This is a genomic window from Streptomyces sp. MS191, from assembly GCF_008042125.1.
Classification (GTDB): Bacteria; Actinomycetota; Actinomycetes; order Streptomycetales; family Streptomycetaceae; genus Streptomyces.
In genome coordinates, this window is sequence record NZ_RDBI01000040.1 from 776,464 (window position 1) to 792,939 (window position 16,476).

Sequence of the window (16,476 nt, forward strand, 5' to 3'; positions counted from 1 at the left end):
ACGGCGTGCCCACGCCGTCGTACCGAGCACGTCCGGCCGAAGTCCCCCCGTGCGGCCGCCGGGACACCGGCGCCGTGAAGCCGTCGCCGGGATCAGTGGCCGCCGCGGTGCAGCCGTCCCGCGTAGCGGGCCTCCAGGACGGCGTTGCGCTCGTGGCCGCCCGGCAGGTTGGCGGAGACGTAGACCGGCGGTTCGTGGCCCTCGGCGAGGAGCAGGGCGACCGCCTCGGCGACGACCGCCTGCACCAGGAGGGAGGAGGTGAGGGTGGAGATGCCGCAGAGCGCGCCGCCGCCGGGGAGCGGCAGCAGGGCGTCGCCGGTGGGGGCGCAGTTGTCGAGGACGGCGTCGGCCAGGTCGGCGAGTCGCCGGCCGCTCGGGTGGAGGGCCGGGACCGCGTGGGTGTGCTCCAGGGAGGTGAGGGCGACCAGCGGGTGGCCGGCTCCGGTCACCTTCAGGGCGAGGTCGACGATCGAGTTGTTGACGCCCGAGTTGGAGATGATCACGAACAGGTCCTGCGGGCGCGGGGTGGCCAGGGCGTAGAGCCGGTCGGCCAGGCCCGGGGAGCGCTCCAGGAGGGGGTCGGCCAGGACGGACGGGTCCTCGCCGCCGCGCAGGACGAGGTCGGCGAGGGCGATCCGGCTGGTGGGGACGAGCCCTCCGGCGCGGCCCGCGATCTCCAGGGCGGCGGCCTGGGAGTGGCCGGTGCCGAAGGCGTGGATCACCCCGTCGGCGGCGACGCAGTCGGCGAAGAGGCGTGCGGTGGCGAGGACGGAGTCCTTGTTGGCGGCGACGGCCCGCTCGACGGCGGTGCGCGCGTGGTCGGCGAACAGGTCGGCGCCGAGGGAGGGTTGGGTCATGGCACGAGCCTCCGATGGTTCAGTGAACCCAATATTGGCGAGCGAGCTGAATCAATGAACCAGCGCGCGGCGCGGCGCGTCAAGGGGGCCACGAGGGAGGACCGCGCGCGCCCCGCCCTCGCCGGGAGCGGGCCGCCGGACGCCCGGTCCGCCGCCGGGGGAAGGCGGCGGTCCGCGGGTCGCCCGCGGACCCGGCTCCCCGCCCCACCGCTCCCGGCGCTCAGCGCAGCAGCAGCCGCGCCAGGGACACCGCACCGGCCACCCCGTCGGGCACCGGGGAGGGGACGAGCCCCCGGACCGCGACGCGCTCGGCCAGCCGGCCCAGCAGCGGACCGCCCGGACCGATCAGTCCACCCGTGACCACCAGGGGCTCGGCCGGACGGGGCGCCAACGCCGCGACGGTGGCGGCCAGTTCGTCCGCGGCGCGGTCGAGGAGCGCCCGGGCCACCTCGTCCCCGCCGTCCGCCGCCTCGACCACGAGCGGGCTCAGCGCCGCGAGCCGGACGGGGTGGCCCGCGTACGCGTACCCGACGAGGGCCTCCCGGCTCGCACCGCCGCACACCTCCCCCACCGGCCCGGCCAGCGCCGTACCCGGCCCCCGGCCGTCGAGCGACCGCAGCACGGCCCCCAGCGCCCGCAGGACCTGTTCGTGATCATCTCCAACTCGGGCGTCAACAACTCGATCGTCGACCTCGCCCTGAAGGTGACCGGAGCCGGCCACCCGCTGGTCGCCCTCACCTCCCTGGAGCACACCCACGCGGTCCGACCTGTTCGCCGACCACGCGCGCACCGCCGTCGAGCGGGCCGTCGCCGCCAACAAGGACTCCGTCCTCGCCACCGCACGCCTCTTCGCCGACTGCGTCGCCGCCGACGGGGTGATCCACGCCTTCGGCACCGGCCACTCCCAGGCCGCCGCCCTGGAGATCGCGGGCCGCGCCGGAGGGCTCGTCCCCACCAGCCGGATCGCCCTCGCCGACCTCGTCCTGCGCGGCGSCGGCCAGGGCCAGGGCCAGGTTCCGGACGMSSKCGTCCGGGGCGACGCTGAGCGCGTTGCCGGGGCCCGCCGCGCCCTCCGAGAGCACCGCCCCGGTCGCCGCGTCGGCGAGCCGGGCCCTGATCCGCGTCCCGCCCGCGTCGATGCCGACGACGAGCCCCGCCTCCGCCTGAATCCCGGATTCGTTCATCAGCCCGCATGGTGGTTGATAGATTCACGCCGCGACAAGACCCCGCACAGCGCCGGACCGGAGTGAGGCCGCCATGATCACCGCCCTGATCCGCTCCGAGCTGCCCCGGATGTCGGAGTCGCTGCGGAAGGTCGGCGCCTGGGTGCTCGACGACCCGCGCCGCGTGGGCGGCGTCTCCGCGGCCGAGCTGGGCCGGCGCACGGGCACCTCGCAGGCCACCGTGACCCGCTTCTGCCAGACTCTCGGCCTGGACTCCTACCAGGGGCTGCTGCTCGCCCTGGCCCAGGAGCAGGGCGAGCACGACCGGAGCGGGGAGGAGCGGCCCCTCGGCCCGGACATCGGTCCGGACGATCCGCTCGACCAGGTGGTCGCCGCCGTCGTGCGGGCCGACCTGCAGGCGCTCCGCCGGACCGCGGAGTCGCTGGATCCCGACGCCCTGGAGCGGGCCGCCCGGGCCGTCGCCGAGGCCCGCCGGACGGACGTCTACGGCGTCGGCGCCTCCGGCGTGGTGGCCCTGGAGACCGAGGCCCGGCTCTTCGGCATCGGCCTCGACGCCCGGAGCTGGACGGAGGTCCACGCCGCGGAGACCTCCGCGGCACTCCTGACCTCCGCGGACGCGGTCGTGGCGCTCTCCCACTCGGGGGCCACCCGCGAGGTCCTCGGGCCGCTGCGACTGGCGGCCGAGCGGGGCGCCGCCACGATCGCGGTGACCGGCGACCCCCGCTCCCCGGTCGCCCGGGCCGCGGACGTCCACCTCACCTCGACCTCGGCCGAGACGGGATTCCGGCACGGCGGCTTCGGGACGCGGCACTCGGTGCTGCTGATCCTGGACTGCCTCTACGCGCGCGTGGCGCAGCTGACCTATCCGCGGGCGACGGCCGCGCTGGCACTGACCGCGCATATCGCCGGAAAGCACCGCCGATGAGGCTGAAAACAGACGAACGGGCCTTGCCCGCGAATCGAGTTCGCGGGCAAGGCCCGTTCGTCACATCGTCACACCACGCTCAGATCTCGCCGCGCAGTTTGGCGAGCGCCTCGGCGAGGATCGCCTCGCCGTCGGCGTCGCTGCGCCGCTCACGCACGTACGCGAGGTGCGTCTTGTACGGCTCGGTGCGCGGCGGGTCCGGCGGGTTGTCCCGGTCCTGACCTGCCGGGAAGCCGCAGCGCGGACAGTCCCACGTGTCCGGGACCTGCGCGTCACTGGCGAAGCTCGGCTGCGTCTCGTGCCCGTTCGAGCACCAGAAGGAGATGCGGAGGCGCGGTGCCGACTCGCCCCGCTCGGCCTCCCCCATCGGCCCCGCTCCGACCCGGCTTCCCCGGATCGCGTTGCCACTTGCCACGGTCGTAACTCCCTGCGTGATGGTGCTCGAAGATGCCCCAGTCTACGTAAGGCCCAACGCGCGTCCAGTGATTGGAGTTACAAAGTCCGCCCCTCAGGCATTCGCCTTCATCAGCAGGGCGAGTACGACAATGCACGCGAACCACAGCAGACCGACCACCACGGTGATCCGGTCCAGGTTGCGCTCGGCGACCGAGGAACCACCGACGGACGACTGCATGCCGCCGCCGAACATGTCGGAGAGGCCGCCGCCCTTCCCCTTGTGCATCAGCACGAGCAGCATCAGCAGCGCGCTGAAGACGATCAGGGCGATCGAGAACCCCATAACCACGGCTGGACCCTACTTCCTGGCAATTCCCGGACGGAGACGAACTACGGGGGCCGACAGGCGCTGCACGCCTGCTCGGCCCCCGCAAGGGTACGACGGATCGCCGCTACGGCATACTCACTGGTCGCGGAAGCGGACGATCTTGACGAACTCGTCGGCGTCCAGCGCGGCGCCGCCGACCAGGGCGCCGTCGACGTCCGGCTGCGCCATGATCGCGGCCACGTTGCCCGCCTTGACCGAGCCGCCGTACTGGATGCGGACCTTGTCGGCCAGCTCCTGGGAGTACAGCTCCGCGAGACGGCCGCGGATCGCGCCGCAGACCTCCTGCGCGTCCTCGGGGGTGGCCACCTCCCCGGTGCCGATGGCCCACACCGGCTCGTAGGCGATCACGATGGACTCGGCCTGCTCGGCCGGCACGTCCTTCAGGCCGCCGTCGATCTGGCGCAGCGTGTGGGGGACCTGCTCGCCCGCCTTGCGGACGTCCAGTCCCTCGCCCACGCACAGGATCGGGGTCAGGCCGTGGTTGAAGGCGGCCTTGACCTTGGCGTTGCAGACCTCGTCGGACTCGGCGTGGTACTGCCGGCGCTCGGAGTGGCCCACGGCGACGTAGGCGCACTTCAGCTTGGACAGCATCAGGCCCGAGATCTCACCGGTGTAGGCGCCGGAGTCCTGCGCCGAGATGTCCTGGGCGCCGTACTTGATCTTGAGCTTGTCGCCGTCGACCAGGGTCTGGACGGACCGCAGGTCGGTGAAGGGCGGCAGGACCGCGACCTCGACGGCGTCGTAGTCCTTCTCGGTGAGGGCGAAGGCGAGCTTCTGGACGTGTGCGATGGCCTCGAGGTGGTTGAGGTTCATCTTCCAGTTGCCCGCCATCAGCGGGGTACGCGAACTCACTTTTTCTCAGTCCTCCAGTGCGGCGAGGCCGGGGAGCGTCTTGCCCTCGAGGTATTCGAGGGAGGCGCCGCCGCCGGTCGAAATGTGGCCGAATGCGTTCTCGTCGAAGCCCAGGATGCGGACCGCGGCGGCGCTGTCGCCACCGCCGACGACGGTGTAGGCGCTGCTGTCGACGAGGGCCTGGGCGACGGCGGCGGTGCCGCCGGCGTAGTCGGGGTGCTCGAAGACACCGAGCGGACCGTTCCAGAAGACGGTCTCGGCGTCGGCGATCTTGGACGCGTAGAGCTCGCGCGTCCGCGGGCCGATGTCGAGGCCCTCCTTCGTGGACGGGATCTTGTCGGCGTCGACGACCTCGAAGTCGGCCGGGGCCTTGGTCTTCAGGTCGGGGAACTCCGTGGAGACCAGCACGTCGACCGGGAGCACGAGCTCGACGCCGTTGTCCTCGGCGCGCTTCATGTACTCCGTGACGACCTCGACCTGGTCCTTCTGGAGCAGCGAGATGCCCACCTCGTAGCCCTTGGCGTAGAGGAAGGTGTACGCCATGCCGCCGCCGATCAGCAGGCGGTCCGCCTTGCCGAGCAGCTCGTCGATGACGGCGAGCTTGTCGGAGACCTTGGCGCCGCCGAGGACGACCACGTACGGCCGCTTGACCTCGGAGGTGAGCTTCTTCAGGACGCCGACCTCGGTGGCGATGAGGTAGCCCGCGGCGTGCGGCAGGCGGGCCGGGAGGTCGAAGACCGAGGCGTGCTTGCGGTGCACGGCGCCGAAGCCGTCACCGACGTAGACGTCGGCGAGGGCGGCCAGCCGGTCGGCGAAGGCGCCGCGCTCGGCGTCGTCCTTGGAGGTCTCGCCGGCGTTGAACCGGAGGTTCTCCAGCACGGCGACCCCGCCGTCGGCGAGGCCCCCGACGGTGGCGGTGGCGGACTCGCCGACCGTGTCGGTCGCGAACGCGACGTCGGCACCGAGGAGTTCACCCAGACGGGCGGCGGCCGGGGCGAGCGAGAACGCCGGGTCCGGGGCGCCCTTGGGTCGGCCGAGGTGCGAGGCCACCACGACGCGGGCGCCGGCACCGGCGAGCGCCTCGATCGTGGGGAGGACGGCGCGGATGCGGCCGTCGTCGGTGATGGTGGTGCCGTCGAGCGGCACGTTGAGGTCGGCGCGGACGAATACCCGCTTGCCGGCGACGCCTTCGGCGAGAAGCTCGTCGATCGTCTTCATCTTGTACTGACTCCTTGGAACGCGGTGGAGCACACGACACAGGGCTCGCACAGCGCGACGTTACGCTGTCCGAGCCCTGCGCTCACATCAAGGGGTGGCTGCCCTGGGGATCAGAGCTGGCCGCCGACGAAGACGGTGAGGTCGACGAGGCGGTTGGAGTAGCCCCACTCGTTGTCGTACCAGCCGAGGATCTTCACCGTGTTGCCCTCCTGGACCATGGTCAGGGAGGAGTCGAAGGTGCAGGAGGCCGGGTCGCTGACGATGTCCGAGGACACGATCTGGTCCTCGGTGTAGTACAGGATGCCCTTGAGGTCGCCGTCGTCGGCGGCCTTCTTGAAGGCGGCGTTGACCTCGTCCTTGGTGACCTCGCGCTGGAGGGTCACGACCAGGTCGGTGGCGGAGCCGGTGGGCACGGGAACGCGCATGGCGATGCCGTCCAGCTTGCCCTTGAGCTGCGGGAGGACCAGGGCGGTGGCCTTCGCGGCACCGGTCGTGGTCGGGATGATGTTCTCCGCGGCGGCGCGGGCGCGGCGCAGGTCGGAGTGCGGGAAGTCCAGGATGCGCTGGTCGTTGGTGTACGCGTGGACCGTCGTCATCAGGCCCTTGACGATGCCGAAGTTCTCGTCCAGGACCTTGGCCATCGGCGCCACGCAGTTGGTGGTGCAGGAGGCGTTGGAGATGACGTGGTGCTGCGCCGGGTCGTACTTGTCCTGGTTGACACCCATGACGATCGTGATGTCCTCGTCCTTGGCCGGAGCCGAGATGAGGACCTTCTTCGCGCCGCCGGCGATGTGCTTCTCGGCGTCGGCCTTCTTGGTGAAGATGCCGGTCGACTCGATGACGATGTCGACGCCCAGCTCACCCCAGGGGATGTCGGCCGGGTTGCGCTCCGAGAGCACCTTGATGGTGTGGCCGTCGACCGTGATGGTGTCGGCGGTGTGGGTGACCTCTGCCTTGAGGCGGCCCAGGATGGTGTCGTACTTCAGCAGATGCGCGGTGGTCGCGGTGTCACCCAGATCGTTGACAGCCACGATCTCGATGTCAGCACCCTGCTCCAGCAGCGCGCGGAAGTAGTTACGACCGATGCGGCCAAAGCCGTTGATGCCTACGCGGATCGTCACGAAACCGATCTCCTCGTTGGTACGCCGGTTTTCGACGCCGGCGAGTTTTATTTGGGATGTCCCCGACCGCTTACGACCCTACCCCCCCGAAAGGCGGGGGGTGACATTGAGCGCACCGCCGCTCATAAGGGAACGGCGGCGGCCCGAACCTACTCACTGGTACGGGCCGCCCGGGGTCGTATGACCCGATGTGTTCCCGGTCAGCGGCGCAGGGTCGTGAGCGCCTTTCCGATGATCTGCCTGCGCTCCGCCGCGCTTTCCACGTGCTCCAGACCGAAGCCGAGGAGCACGGTGTCGCGCGTGGTCACGGCCGCCTGGGAGTGGAAGAGCCCTGTCGAGCGCGCCCAGTCGCTGCCGTTCCCGGGGCTGCCGGCCGGCGGGCCCGCCACGGACCAGGCGCCCAGCGCCGTCTCGAACCCCTCGCCACCGCTCGGCGTGCCGCCGACGACGAGCGCGGTGTCGTCGACGAAGGCGCCCATCTCGCCCGTGCCGGGGTCGGAGATGTAGGAGATCGACAGCTCGACCTGCTTGCCCGCGTAGGCGCTCAGGTCGACCGACGCCTGCCGCCAGCCGTTGGACGGGCCGGTGAAGGCGTGCCAGGAACCGGTGGTGCCGGTGGTGGCGCAGCCGTCCTCGCCCACGGTCAGGTAGTGGCCGAGGAAGGGGTGGCCGGCGACGTAGAAGCCCTCGCCGCAGTCGGCCGGTGCGGCGTCGGACGTGCCGCCGTTGGCGTCGGGCAGCGTCGTCCAGTCGTCCTGGCCCACGGTGTGCGCCTCGACGACGAGGTGGTCGTAGTCCCTCTCGGTGTCGTAGCTGACCTGGAACCGCATGGTCGGCGCGGCGGCGGCCGTGACGCCGGTGAGGTCGACGGTCCGGCTGAGCCGGGTCCAGGTGTCGTCGGAGTGGCGCACGGCGGCGAAGTACCCGCCCTCGTAGGGCTCGAAGGGGGTGCGGATGCCCGGGTAGTCGCCCGCGGAGGAGCTGCGGAACTGCGGGAACTGCGCCGGCTTCAGCGTGTCCGAGGTGACGGTGTACGCCCCGGCGTTGTCCAGCGGGTTGTCCGCGGAGGCTCCGAGCGTCGCCCGGGTCCCCCCGAATCCGCCGGATCCGGCGAAGGCGGGCGGGCTCTGTAGCCCGGCGCGGTGGTAGGCGCCGAGGTAGTACTGGGCGAAGTCGTTGGACTCGGCGCGGCCGATGTCGACGAACCCGCCGGACTTCTCGCCCGCGTCGATCAGCTTGCCGCCCTCGTTGAGGTAGTCGCGCACGGCGAGCATGCTCGGTCCGGACGGCTGCTCGGCGCCGGTGTACCAGACGACCGTGCGGAAGTGGCTCAGCACGCCGAGCGGGTGGGGCGCGCCCTGGGTGGCGACGTCCCAGACGGCGGCGCGGTGGCCGTTGTCGGCGAGCGCCTTCACGTAGGCGGCGGTGTGCCGCGCGGCGGCCGTACCGCCCTCCTCGGCGAGGACGAGGACGTCACCGCGGGGGCGCTCGGCCACCTTGTACGTGAACGGGGCGGACGAGGCCGCCTTCCCGTCACGCGTGCGGGCCGTGAACCAGACCTCGACGGTGTCGCCCGGTGCGGCGCCCTCGACCTCGGCCCGGTACTGGTCGAAGTAGAGGTTGTCCTCGCCGCCGTAGGTCTCGCCGCCCTTCCACGCCCGCAGTCCCTCGGTGTGGGTGCGGCCGCCGTTGACGCGGTACCTGAGCTGCTTGCCCTTCAGGGACCGGCGGGCGGTGACGGAGACCTCCTGGTCGCCGCCGCGGGCGTAGGAGGTGGTGAAGGCGTTCGGGGTGAAGTCGGGGGCGTCGAGACCGGTGACCGAGACGGGCCGGTCCGGATGGGCGGCGGTCTCGGCGACGGCCAGCGCGAAGGGCACGTTCTTGGCGAACTCCGCCTGGATCAGCTTCTCGTCGTCCGGGAAGGTGAAGACGGAGGCGCAGTCGGCGGCCTCCCAGGCGTCGTTCGGGTCGACGCGCGCCGCGGTGGCACAGGTCGACATCTCCGGGGTGAACATCTGCATCCCGTTGACGTTGGCCGCGTGTCCGTCGGCCTCGCCGTTGGTGGTGTAGAGCTCGGAGGAGACCTGCGGCCGGTAGCCGGGGACGGCCGACTTCTGCGGGGTGCCGGCGAGCGCCTTGAGGGCGACGTCGTCGGGGGTGTCCGTGGCCACCTGCCAGCCCACGCCGTAGAGCAGGAGCTGGGCGGCCGAGTGGTAGTTGATCCCGTACCGGAAGCCGATGCGCTTCTGGAAGGCGTCGAGCGCCTTCGTCTCGGGCTCGGACATCGGGCCGGTCCCGCGGAAGGTCTCGTCGGCCGGATCGGGCGACGAACCCTCGTTGTCGTAGCCCCACTTGTAGGCGAAGTTGCGGTTGAGGTCGACGCCGTCGCCGGCCCCGAAGCGGCCGTCGCCGTCGTTGTCGCGCAGGTTCTTGCGCCACTGGCGGTTCGCGGGGTCCGCGTGGGTGTAGTCGTAGCCGTCCGGGTTGGCGGAGAGCACGAACCACAGCTCGGTGGTGTCCACGATCCTGGTGACGCGGGCGTCCTTGCCGTAGCCGTCGAGGTAGTGGTGCATCAGCCGCCGGGTCATCTCGGGGGTGATCCACTCACGGGCGTGCTGGTTGGACATGTAGAGCGTGGCGGGACGGGATCCGTCCTTGGTCTTCCTGGCACCCCGGCTGAGCTTGAGGGCGAGGATGTCCTGGCCCTTGACCGTCTTGCCGATGGAGACGACCTTGGTGAGGTCCGGGTGGGCCTGGGCGGTGGCCAGGATCTCCCGCTTGAGGCCGTTCTCGCCTCCGTACGGCCGGAAGACCCCGTCGCCCGCGGCGGCCACCCGCCGCTCGGCCCCGGCGGAGAGCGTGTGCTCGGCGAGTTCGACCCCCTTGGCCCGCAGCTGTCCGGCCTGGCGTTCGGTGAGCTGGAGCTCCAGCGTGGCGGAGCCCTTCTCCGGCACCTGCTCGGTCAGCTCGTGGGCGTCGGTGCCCGCTTCGAGGAGCAGCGGCACCTGCTCCTTGCGGATCTCGGCCCGCCACACGGAGAGGGCGTCGCCGTCGGCGCCGTGCGAGAGGTCGTTCGGTTCCGCCCCGGCGACGGGTGCCATCGCCAGTCCGGCCATCAGCAGTGAAGCCGCGGCGAGGATCGATCCCGCTCTGCGTCTCATAAGCCCCCCTTGCTGTCGTCTGCCACGAAAATGAACAGACGACAGGCTCTTGGGAGCCCATGGCCATGTCAAGAGCGCGTACGGCGCGTCGCGCGAAGGCGGCGGAAAGCCGCTGCCGGTACCTCAGAAAGGCACCGGCAGCGGCGAGTTGGGCGATGGCCGGGCGTGGACGGACGGCCGGGCGCGGACGGACGGCCGGGCGCGGACGGGCGGCCCGACGGGGCGGCCGCCCGGTGGGCGCGCGCACAGGCGCGCGCGCGGACCGGACGGGCGGCCCGGAGGCGCGGACGGCCGACGGGCGGCGCCGGGCGGCGAGGTCCCCCCGCCGCCGGGCCTCAGCCGACCAGGCTGTCGTCGAGCTCCTCGCTGAGGTTGGACTCGGTCCCGGGGATGCCCAGGTCCTGGGCCCGCTTGTCGGCCATGGCGAGCAGGCGGCGGATCCGGCCGGCGACCGCGTCCTTGGTCAGCGGCGGGTCGGCGAGCGCGCCCAGCTCCTCCAGGGAGGCCTGCTTGTGCTCCATCCGCAGCCGGCCCGCGGCGGCGAGGTGCTCGGGCACCTCGTCCGCCAGGATCTCCAGCGCACGCTGCACCCGGGCCCCGGCGGCGACGGCCGCGCGGGCCGAGCGGCGCAGGTTGGCGTCGTCGAAGTTGGCCAGGCGGTTGGCGGTGGCGCGGACCTCGCGGCGCATGCGCCGCTCCTCCCAGGCCAGCACCGACTCGTGGGCGCCGAGCCGGGTCAGCAGGGCGCCGATCGCGTCCCCGTCCCGGACGACGACCCGGTCCACACCGCGCACCTCACGGGCCTTCGCGGCGATGCTCAGCCGGCGCGCGGCGCCGACCAGGGCGAGCGCGGCCTCCGGACCGGGGCAGGTGACCTCCAGGGAGGACGAGCGTCCCGGCTCGGTCAGCGAGCCGTGGGCGAGGAAGGCACCGCGCCACGCCGCCTCGGCGTCGCAGGTGGCGCCGGAGACGACCTGCGGGGGCAGCCCCCGGATCGGCCGGCCGCGGCCGTCGACGAGACCGGTCTGCCGGGCCAGCTGATCGCCGCCCGCGACCACGCGGACGACGAACCGGGAGCCGCGCCGCAGCCCGCCGGGGGCCATCACGATCAGCTCCGAGCTGTGCCCGAAGATCTCCAGGATGTCCCGCTTGAGGCGGCGGGCCGCCATCGCGGTGTCCAGCTCCGCCTCGATCACGATCCGGCCGCTCACCAGGTGCAGCCCGCCCGCGAACCGCAGGATCGACGAGACCTCTGCCTTCCTGCAGCAGGTCCGGGTGACGGGGAGCCGGGAGATCTCGTCCTTCACCGCTGCCGTCATCGCCATGGGCCGATCCTTCCATGCATCCGAAAAATACGGTCGTACGCGGCGGCCAACAGCTCCGGATCGTGCTTCGGGAGCCCGTCGGCGCGGGCGACCGGCGCCAGCTCGACCGCGGCGCCGAACCGCTTGGCGGCGTCGGCGAGGGATTCGCGGTCGGGCACGGCGGCCTCGTCGGCCAGCACCACGTCCAACGCGAGTTTAGGGGCGTGTCGTCCCAAAACCTCCAAATGACGCTGCGGAGAGAACCCCTCGGTTTCTCCCGGCTGCGGCGCGAGGTTGAGCGAGAGCACCCGGCGGGCCTTGGTCTCCGTCAGGGCGTCGAGCAGTTCGGGGACGAGCAGGTGCGGTATCACCGAGGAGAACCAGGAGCCCGGCCCCAGGACCACCCAGTCCGCGTCGAGGACGGCGGCGACCGCCTCGGGCACGGCGGGCGGGTCGTTCGGGACGAGGTGGACCGACTGCACCTCGCCCGGGGTGAGCGCCACGGTCGCCTGGCCACGCACCGTGTCCACGTCGTCCGGGCGCGCCGGATCGTGCCCCCTGACCAGGGCCTGGAGCTCGAGCGGGACCGCGGACATGGGCAGCACCCGGCCGTGCGCGCCGAGCAGCTTGCCGACCAGGTCCAGGGCCTGGACGTGGTCGCCCAGCTGCTCCCACAGGGCGACGATCAGCAGGTTGCCGACCGCGTGCTCGTGCAGGTCGCCCTTGGACTGGAAGCGGTGCTGGATGACCCGGGCCCAGGTCTGGCCCCAGTCGTCGTCGCCGCACAGCGCCGCGAGCGCCTTGCGCAGGTCGCCGGGCGGCAGCACGCCCAGCTCCTCACGGAGCCGGCCGCTGGAGCCGCCGTCGTCGGCGACGGTGACCACGGCGGTGAGGTCACCGGTGATCCGGCGCAGGGCGGCGAGGGAGGCCGACAGGCCCATGCCCCCGCCGAGGGCGACGACCTTCGGCTGGGCGCCGCGCCTGCGGAGCGTACGCACCGAAAGGGTGGACGTACGCCGGCGGTAGGGCTTCACTCGCGCCCCATGTCCCGGTGGACGACGACGGTCTCGACCCCTTCCGCGGCAAGGCGGGCGGCGAGCTTCTCGGACGTGGCGACGGAGCGGTGCTTGCCGCCCGTGCAGCCGACGGCGATCGTCACGTACCGCTTGCCCTCGCGGCGGTAGCCGGCGGCGATCAGCTGGAGGAGCTCGGTGTAGCGGTCGAGGAACTCCTTCGCGCCCGGCTGGTTGAAGACGTAGGCCGACACCTCCTCGTTGAGGCCGGTGAAGGGCCGCAGCTCGGGGACCCAGTGCGGGTTGGGGAGGAAGCGCATGTCGACGACGAGGTCGGCGTCGACGGGCAGCCCGTACTTGAATCCGAACGACATGACCGTGGCCCGCAGCTCCGGCTCCTCGTCGCCGGCGAACTGGGCGTCCATCTTGGCGCGCAGTTCGTGGACGTTGAGGCTGGAGGTGTCGATGACCAGGTCGGCGTCGCCGCGCAGCTCGCGCAGCAGGTCGCGCTCGGCGGCGATGCCGTCGGTGATCCGGCCGTCGCCCTGGAGGGGGTGGGGCCTGCGGACCGACTCGAAGCGCCGTACCAGGGCCTCGTCGGAGGACTCCAGGAAGACGATCCGGCGGGTGACCTGCTGGGCGTCGAGGGCGGCGAGGGACTCCCGCAGGGCGTCGAAGAACTGCCGGCCGCGGACGTCCACGACGACGGCGATCCGGGCGACGTTGCCCTGGGAGCGTGCGCCGAGCTCCACCATGGTGGGGATCAGTGCGGGCGGCAGGTTGTCGACGACGAACCAGCCGAGGTCCTCCAGGCACTTGGCCGCGGTGGACCGGCCGGCGCCGGACATGCCGGAGATGATGACCAGCTCGGGGATGGCCGCGTCGGCGGTCTCGCCGGCCTCCTTCGTGCTCGTACTCACGTGTCCTGCTCCGTCTTCTCGGTCGTGCGTGTCGTGCTCGTCGTGCGGATCGTGCGCGTCGTGTTCATCGTGCCGGTCGTGCGTGGTCATGCGGTCGTGCCCCCGTCGTCTTCAATGATCTCTCCTGTTGCCGTATTCACGGCAGGTGCGGCCGGGGCCGCCTGCGCGAGGGCCACCGCCACGGCCTCGGCCGTCTTGCGGCCCATGCCGGGGACCTCGCAGATCTGCTCGATTGTCGCCTGTCGCAGCCGCTTCACCGAGCCGAAATGCTTGATCAACGCCTGTTTGCGGGTGTCTCCGAGGCCGGGGACGGCGTCCAGGGGGCTGGTCCTGACGCGCTTGTTCCGCTTCGAGCGCTGGTAGCGGATGGCGAAGTCGTGAGCCGTGTCACGTACCCGCTGAAGGAGGTACAGGCCCTCGCTGGAGCGGGGAAGCACGACCGGGTCGTCGTCGCCCGGCAGCCAGACCTCCTCCAGGCGCTTGGCGAGCCCGCAGACGGCGATGTCGTCGATGCCGAGCTCGTCGAGGGCGCGCCGGGCCGCCGCGACCTGGGGCTGCCCGCCGTCGACGACGACGAGCTGGGGCGGGTAGGCGAAGCGCTTGGGGCGGCCGTCGTCGGCGGGGACCTCGCCCGTGGCGCCGAGGTCGGCGCCGTTCGTCCGGCGCGGTCCGCCGTCGGCCGTGGCCTCGCCGGCCCCGGCCGGGACCGTGACGTCCGCACCGTCGGGAGCGGCGCTCTCGTCCTCGGTGACCCCCTCGGGCCCCCACTCCCCCGTCCTCTCCTTCTCGGCGAGGTAGCGCTTGAAGCGGCGGCTGATCACTTCGTGCATGGAGCGGACGTCGTCCTGCCCCTCGAAGCCCTTGATCTGGAAGCGGCGGTACTCGCTCTTACGGGGCAGCCCGTCCTCGAAGACGACCATGGAGGCCACGACGTCGTCGCCCTGGAGGTGCGAGATGTCGAAGCACTCGATCCGCAGCGGCGCCGAGTCCAGGTCCAGCGCCTCGGCGATCTCCTCCAGGGCCCGCGAGCGGGTGGTGAGGTCGCTGGCCCGCTTGGTCTTGTGCAGTACGAGGGCCTGCTGGGCGTTGCGCGCCACGGTCTCCATCAGGTCCTTCTTGTCGCCGCGCTGCGGGACGCGCAGCGAGACTCCGGACCCCCTGCGGCCGGCGAGCCACAGGGTGACGGCCTCCGCGTCCTCGGGCAGGGCCGGGACGAGGACCTCCTTGGGGACCGCGTCGCCGCTCTCCTCCCCGTACAGCTGCTGGAGGGCGTGCTCGACGAGCCCGGCCGTGGAGACGGCCTCGACCTTGTCGGTGACCCAGCCGCGCTGCCCGCGCACCCGTCCGCCGCGTACGTGGAAGATCTGGACGGCGGCCTCCAGCTCGTCCTCGGCGAGCGCGATCAGGTCGGCGTCGGTGGCGTCGGCGAGGACGACGGCGTTCTTCTCCATCGCCCGGCGCAGGGCCCCTATGTCGTCCCGCAGGCGCCCCGCCCTCTCGTACTCCATCTCCTCGGCCGCCGCCATCATCTGCTTCTCCAGGCGGCGGATGTAGGTGCCGGTGCGGCCGGCCATGAAGTCGCAGAACTCCTCGGCCAGTTCGCGGTGCTCCTCGGGCGTCGTACGGCCGACGCAGGGGGCGGAGCACTTGCCGATGTAGCCGAGGAGGCAGGGCCTGCCGGCGGAGGCGGCGTTGCGGAAGACGCCGGCGGAGCAGGTGCGGACGGGGAAGACGCGGAGCATCAGGTCGACGGTCTCGCGGATCGCCCAGGCGTGCGCGTACGGCCCGAAGTAGCGCACGCCCTTCTTCTTGTGGCCCCGCATGACCTGGACCCGCGGGAACTCCTCGTTCAGGGTCACCGCGAGGTACGGGTAGCTCTTGTCGTCCCGGTACTTGACGTTGAACCGGGGGTCGAACTCCTTGATCCAGGAGTACTCCAGCTGCAGCGCCTCGACCTCGGTCGAGACGACCGTCCACTCCACCGAGGCGGCGGTGGTCACCATGGTGGCCGTGCGCGGGTGCAGGCTCGCGAGCGGCTGGAAGTAGTTGGCCAGCCGCTGCCGCAGGGACTTCGCCTTCCCGACGTAGATCACCCGGCGGTGCTCGTCGCGGAACTTGTAGACCCCCGGCGAGTCGGGGATCTGTCCCGGCTTCGGGCGGTAGCTGGAGGGGTCGGCCATGCTCCCCACCCTACTGGCGGGAACCGACACTCAGGGCGGGCACGCTCGTTGGCGGAACATGACGGACAGGATGCCGGGACGGCTGACGGACCAGGTGTGTGTGATCACGGGCGCGGCGAGCGGGATCGGGCGCGCGACGGCGCTGCGGTTCCTCCGGGAGGGGGCGCGGGTCGTCGCCGCGGACGTGGACGCGGGCAGGCTCGCGGACCTCGTCGAGGAGGCCGCGAGCACCGGGGCGGGTGGGCCGGACGGCCTGGTGACGGTGACCGGGGACGTCTCGCGGGACGAGGACGCGCGGCGGATGATCTCCACGGCCGTGGAGCGCTTCGGTCGGATCGACGTCCTGGTGGCGAACGCGGGGGTGATCCCGCTGATGGACGTCACGGAGGCGACGGCGGACGACTGGGACCGGGTGATGGCGGTCGACGGCAGGGGCATGTTCCTCACCTGCAAGTACGCGATCGACGCGATGGCCGCGCAGGGGGGCGGCGCGATCGTGTGCACGTCGTCGGTCTCGGGCGAGGCGGGGCAGGCGCGGCAGGCGGTCTACGGCCCGGCGAAGTTCGTGGCCAGCGGTCTGACCAAGCACCTGGCGGTGGAATGGGCGTCGCGGGGGATCCGGGTGAACGCGGTGGCGCCGGGCACGATCGCGACGGAGCGGGTCGCGGCGGTACGGGACGAGCCGGGCGGCGCCGCGTATCTGGAGGAGGTCCTGCGCATGCACCCGATGGCCCGGCTCGGCGAGCCGGCGGAGGTGGCGGCGGCGATCCTCTTCCTCGCGTCGCCCGAGGCCTCGTTCGTCACGGGCGCGGTCCTGCCGGTGGACGGCGGCTACCTGGCCCAGTGACGGCCCCGCGGGGCGGCGCGGGGACCCGTCCGGCCCCGGTGGACGGGGCCCGGTGGACGGGGCCCGGTGGACGGCGCGACGCCGGAGGCCCGGCGGACGGCACGACTCCG

General features: G+C 72.3%; 15 protein-coding genes and 1 pseudogene. 4 read left to right on the plus strand and 12 right to left on the minus strand.

Annotated elements, in window-relative coordinates:
- Positions 1-92: 92 nt before the first annotated feature.
- Entirely contained in the window at positions 93-857 is a 765-nt protein-coding gene (locus EAO71_RS10500) for a sugar isomerase domain-containing protein (RefSeq protein WP_147977479.1), read from the minus strand.
- A gap of 220 nt (positions 858-1,077) precedes the next feature.
- Positions 1,078-1,335, minus strand: coding sequence for a hypothetical protein (locus tag EAO71_RS39975; protein ID WP_147977480.1), 258 nt, complete (start codon positions 1,333-1,335; stop codon positions 1,078-1,080).
- A gap of 156 nt (positions 1,336-1,491) precedes the next feature.
- Between EAO71_RS39975 and EAO71_RS39980 the strand changes: the two are divergent.
- From EAO71_RS39980 to EAO71_RS10520, 3 genes and pseudogenes are all read left to right on the plus strand, one after another.
- Positions 1,492-1,620: pseudogene (locus EAO71_RS39980) on the plus strand (SIS domain-containing protein); the annotation flags it as partial.
- Between the two features lie 4 nt (positions 1,621-1,624).
- Complete coding sequence (locus EAO71_RS10515) at positions 1,625-2,107, plus strand: SIS domain-containing protein (protein ID WP_147979213.1); 483 nt, start codon at positions 1,625-1,627, stop codon at positions 2,105-2,107.
- Positions 2,108-2,114: 7 nt separating this feature from the next.
- Positions 2,115-2,966, plus strand: a complete 852-nt coding sequence (locus tag EAO71_RS10520; protein WP_147977481.1) for a MurR/RpiR family transcriptional regulator — start codon at positions 2,115-2,117, stop codon at positions 2,964-2,966.
- Between the two features lie 79 nt (positions 2,967-3,045).
- On the opposite strand, the gene EAO71_RS10525 is transcribed toward EAO71_RS10520, so the two are convergent.
- The 10 genes from EAO71_RS10525 to uvrC form a co-directional block, all read right to left on the minus strand.
- Positions 3,046-3,381 carry an RNA polymerase-binding protein RbpA gene (locus EAO71_RS10525; protein ID WP_003957010.1) on the minus strand — a complete coding sequence of 112 codons (336 nt, stop codon included), beginning with the start codon at positions 3,379-3,381 and terminating at the stop codon, positions 3,046-3,048.
- A gap of 93 nt (positions 3,382-3,474) precedes the next feature.
- A complete protein-coding gene (gene secG, locus EAO71_RS10530; RefSeq protein ID WP_187282733.1) occupies positions 3,475-3,705 on the minus strand; it encodes a preprotein translocase subunit SecG in 231 nt (76 codons plus the stop codon).
- A gap of 120 nt (positions 3,706-3,825) precedes the next feature.
- Positions 3,826-4,602 (minus strand): triose-phosphate isomerase, encoded by a 777-nt coding sequence (tpiA, locus tag EAO71_RS38200; protein ID WP_147977483.1) that lies wholly within the window; start codon positions 4,600-4,602, stop codon positions 3,826-3,828.
- 6 nt (positions 4,603-4,608) lie between these two features.
- Positions 4,609-5,820, minus strand: a complete 1,212-nt coding sequence (locus EAO71_RS38205; RefSeq protein ID WP_147977484.1) for a phosphoglycerate kinase — start codon at positions 5,818-5,820, stop codon at positions 4,609-4,611.
- A 110-nt stretch (positions 5,821-5,930) separates the two neighbouring features.
- The gene (gene gap / locus EAO71_RS10545; protein WP_147977485.1) at positions 5,931-6,941 is read right to left on the minus strand and encodes a type I glyceraldehyde-3-phosphate dehydrogenase; all 1,011 of its coding nucleotides are present in this window, start codon (positions 6,939-6,941) and stop codon (positions 5,931-5,933) included.
- Between the two features lie 200 nt (positions 6,942-7,141).
- A complete protein-coding gene (locus EAO71_RS10550) occupies positions 7,142-10,102 on the minus strand; it encodes a M14 family metallopeptidase (protein WP_147977486.1) in 2,961 nt (986 codons plus the stop codon).
- Between the two features lie 335 nt (positions 10,103-10,437).
- Entirely contained in the window at positions 10,438-11,427 is a 990-nt protein-coding gene (gene whiA / locus EAO71_RS10555; RefSeq protein WP_147977487.1) for a DNA-binding protein WhiA, read from the minus strand.
- Complete coding sequence (locus tag EAO71_RS10560; protein ID WP_147977488.1) at positions 11,418-12,440, minus strand: gluconeogenesis factor YvcK family protein; 1,023 nt, start codon at positions 12,438-12,440, stop codon at positions 11,418-11,420. Before EAO71_RS10560 ends, whiA begins: the two co-directional genes overlap by 10 nt.
- Positions 12,437-13,429 (minus strand): RNase adapter RapZ, encoded by a 993-nt coding sequence (rapZ, locus tag EAO71_RS10565; RefSeq protein WP_187282630.1) that lies wholly within the window; start codon positions 13,427-13,429, stop codon positions 12,437-12,439. The genes EAO71_RS10560 and rapZ overlap by 4 nt, the downstream gene beginning before the upstream one ends.
- Entirely contained in the window at positions 13,426-15,519 is a 2,094-nt protein-coding gene (gene uvrC / locus EAO71_RS10570) for an excinuclease ABC subunit UvrC (RefSeq protein ID WP_147977490.1), read from the minus strand. Before uvrC ends, rapZ begins: the two co-directional genes overlap by 4 nt.
- Before the next feature lie 58 nt (positions 15,520-15,577).
- Between uvrC and EAO71_RS10575 the strand changes: the two genes are divergently transcribed.
- Entirely contained in the window at positions 15,578-16,366 is a 789-nt protein-coding gene (locus EAO71_RS10575) for an SDR family NAD(P)-dependent oxidoreductase (RefSeq protein WP_147977491.1), read from the plus strand.
- The last annotated feature ends 110 nt before the right edge of the window (positions 16,367-16,476 follow it).

What these genes read in the sequence shown, in the direction of transcription:
- EAO71_RS10500 (WP_147977479.1), bottom strand. Translation starts at nt 857, where the DNA reads ATGACCCAACCCTCCCTCGGCGCCGACCTGTTCGCCGACCACGCGCGC.
- EAO71_RS10520 (WP_147977481.1), top strand. Translation starts at nt 2,115, where the DNA reads ATGATCACCGCCCTGATCCGCTCCGAGCTGCCCCGGATGTCGGAGTCG.
- secG (WP_187282733.1), bottom strand. Translation starts at nt 3,705, where the DNA reads ATGGGGTTCTCGATCGCCCTGATCGTCTTCAGCGCGCTGCTGATGCTG.
- EAO71_RS38205 (WP_147977484.1), bottom strand. Translation starts at nt 5,820, where the DNA reads ATGAAGACGATCGACGAGCTTCTCGCCGAAGGCGTCGCCGGCAAGCGG.
- EAO71_RS10550 (WP_147977486.1), bottom strand. Translation starts at nt 10,102, where the DNA reads ATGAGACGCAGAGCGGGATCGATCCTCGCCGCGGCTTCACTGCTGATG.
- whiA (WP_147977487.1), bottom strand. Translation starts at nt 11,427, where the DNA reads ATGGCGATGACGGCAGCGGTGAAGGACGAGATCTCCCGGCTCCCCGTC.
- rapZ (WP_187282630.1), bottom strand. Translation starts at nt 13,429, where the DNA reads ATGACCACGCACGACCGGCACGATGAACACGACGCGCACGATCCGCAC.
- uvrC (WP_147977490.1), bottom strand. Translation starts at nt 15,519, where the DNA reads ATGGCCGACCCCTCCAGCTACCGCCCGAAGCCGGGACAGATCCCCGAC.
- EAO71_RS10575 (WP_147977491.1), top strand. Translation starts at nt 15,578, where the DNA reads ATGACGGACAGGATGCCGGGACGGCTGACGGACCAGGTGTGTGTGATC.